Below are 2,509 nucleotides of genomic sequence, written 5' to 3'. Positions count from 1 at the left end.
CACCTGAACCATAACTTCCGAATGAAATTGGGGCACCTGCGGTACCTGATTTGGTGATGGAGAGGGTTCCGTAAAACGCATCACCGTTTTTGAACAGAATTTTATCACCGGGCTGAAGGGTACTGAAAATGGAGTTCAGTTTTTGAATGCTCTTCCAGGGTGTATTCTCATTTTGAGCTTGGGCATTGCTACGGGTATCATCGCCAAGAGAAGAAGAGAAATGAAAGGTGCTAGGATAAGCGACCAAACAAACAAAGAATAGCAAGGAGGAAAAAGCGGCCCTAATCAGATTGGTAGATGTTTTTTTCATTGTATTTGTAATAATAAAACAGCTATTCGTGGGTGATTAACTGAATTATGGTTTTTTATATATTAATTAATGAATTACAAATCGGGTTATTTGTAATTATATATAATTCTATTGTTCCCATAATATGTAGAATAAAAAAGCAAAAGAGAAAATCAAGAAAAGTACAATTTCAGTTTAAATAGAAGATAATATTTAAATTTTAAGAAATTAGTTGATTATTATCGTTTTGAATTTGTAAATATGATTTTCAAGAGTTAAAAAATGCATTAAGTGCCAACCTGCCTGCTTATTAGTTAAAAAATAAATTTGAAAATATTATTGAAAAAAAAATAATTTTAGGTTGTATATAATGCTCCACGAAAATTAGACCATGGGTTAGGTTAAAAAAACCAACTAAATTTAACCTTATGAAAAAGCAGACAAGAAAGAAGTTTAGCCCTGACTTTAAGGCAAAAGTAGTCCTTGAAGCGATCAAGAACCAGTTTACATTGGCGGAATTGTCCAAGAAATTTGATGTGAGCCCTGTTGCGATTTCAAAATGGAAAGGGGAGTTCTTGGGAAATATGGTAAGTGTTTTTGAAAAAGATAATGTCAAGAAACAAGATGAAGGTCCTGACCTGGATCAGCTTTACTCCCAGATTGGGCAGCTTAAGGTTGAGAATGACTTTTTAAAAAAAAGTTGCAGGAAGCTGGGGATATGAAAAAACGATGTGATTGAATCTCCCCTGATTTAAATAGACTGTCTATTAGGAGACAGTGTGAAATATTAGATATATTAAGAAGCAGCCTCTATTACAAACCGACAGGGGAAAAGACCGAGAACCTTGAAATGATGAGGATCATGGATAGGCATCTGCTAAACCATCCTTTAGAAGGAGTGGTATCGATGGTTTATCTTCTGACCGGAATGGGTTTTGTCGTAGGGCCAAAACGGATCAGAAGGCCCTTCAGATTGATGGTCAGGGAAATGCTTTAAAGGAGAAAGAATCTGACCAAAGCAGGCCTTAGGGAATACATAAGGCCTTATCTGCTCAGAAACCTCAAAATCGAAAGGCCCAACCAAGTCTGGGTTACAGATATTACTTACATCCAAATGCATAGGATATTTTGTATCTGACCGCCGTGATGGATGGCTACAGCAGAAAAATTCTTTCCTGGGGCCTATCCAACAGCCAAGACGCCAAATGGTGCAAACAAGTCCTTGAGGAAGCCATCCAGATATACGGGAAACCGGAAATCGTCAACTCCGACCAAGGAAGTCAGTATACATCTTCAATTTGGATAGCTTACCTTGAAAAAGAAGGGATAAGAGTGTCCATGGACGGAAAAGGCAGGGCCTTGGACAATATCTATATCGAAAGGTTCTGGAAGTCCATCAAATATGACTATATCTACCTGAACCGCTGCGATGACGGCTACGAGTTGGCAAAAGGTCTACAAAACCAGATGGCATATTACAACCAAAAGGTCCATCATACCACAAACCAAAAACCGGATGAGATGTATTTAGGGGCAACAGAAATGGCAGCGTAACCAAACAGTAATGAACAAATAAATTAACTTAGCAACTCAGACTTTTGGTCCAACAAGTGAGGAGTGTTATCGAGCGATATTATCAATAGGCGTAGCAGATCCTGTTTTCAACAACAACACTGAGGAATAGGCGGGTATAGAAACACTTCCGGAAAGTATCTTACCCCTTAGATCCACATATGTCCCTGATAGAGGAAGTGATTTGGCACTGTTGGAATAATTGTAATTGAAGAGGATGAATTCTTCAATGTCCATTTTATTGGGATCAAAAGCAGCAGGGCTTTTGGTAGAGGTAATATCAAAACCATAACTGTCCTTCCAGGTTTGAAGGTCAATCAGTCCGTTTTTTGCTTGAGTCTGAAGGGTGATGGTATTACTTTCATTGACAGGTTTTGCGAAAACATTTTGGTCAAATGTTCCCATCAGCGCCACATCATTTAATTTTGATCGAACAAAAACATGGGATTGATTTGTGTTTTTTGCAAGGAAGTTGTTGTTCTTCATGTTGATATTCCTGTTTGGATCTCCGAGGTTGTCGTGCACAAAAAGGATGGAATTCCCAACATTGTAAATGTTGTTTTGAAAAATGTCAATGCTTCGGGAATTATGTATATAAATACCGCTTGAGGCTACATTTGCAACTGTATTCCCACTTATTTCGACACC

Annotated in this window: 5 protein-coding genes; 3 read left to right on the top strand and 2 right to left on the bottom strand. The window is 38.1% G+C overall.

The annotated features are described in order from the left end of the window. A partial coding sequence (locus Q7J63_RS19065; protein ID WP_304888516.1) for a hypothetical protein occupies positions 1-310 on the bottom strand: 310 nt, incomplete at its 3' end. A 407-nt stretch (positions 311-717) separates the two neighbouring features. On the opposite strand from Q7J63_RS19065, the gene Q7J63_RS19060 reads away from it, so the two are divergent. From Q7J63_RS19060 to Q7J63_RS19050, 3 genes are all read left to right on the top strand, one after another. Beyond that, positions 718-1,011 carry a transposase gene (locus Q7J63_RS19060; protein ID WP_304888514.1) on the top strand — a complete coding sequence of 98 codons (294 nt, stop codon included), beginning with the start codon at positions 718-720 and terminating at the stop codon, positions 1,009-1,011. 140 nt (positions 1,012-1,151) lie between these two features. Next, positions 1,152-1,286, top strand: a complete 135-nt coding sequence (locus Q7J63_RS19055; RefSeq protein WP_304888512.1) for a hypothetical protein — start codon at positions 1,152-1,154, stop codon at positions 1,284-1,286. Positions 1,287-1,417: 131 nt separating this feature from the next. After that, the gene (locus Q7J63_RS19050; RefSeq protein WP_304888510.1) at positions 1,418-1,843 is read left to right on the top strand and encodes a DDE-type integrase/transposase/recombinase; all 426 of its coding nucleotides are present in this window, start codon (positions 1,418-1,420) and stop codon (positions 1,841-1,843) included. 66 nt (positions 1,844-1,909) lie between these two features. Here the strand turns inward: Q7J63_RS19050 and Q7J63_RS19045 are convergent. Then, on the bottom strand, positions 1,910-2,509 hold a 600-nt coding region (locus tag Q7J63_RS19045), incomplete at its 5' end, for a hypothetical protein (RefSeq protein WP_304888508.1).

Source organism: Rhodonellum sp., assembly GCF_030656585.1.
GTDB classification, from domain to species: Bacteria; Bacteroidota; Bacteroidia; order Cytophagales; family Cyclobacteriaceae; genus Rhodonellum; species Rhodonellum psychrophilum.
The sequence above is the reverse complement of the archived record's forward strand: the minus strand, read 5'-3'. Positions and strand labels throughout refer to the sequence as shown.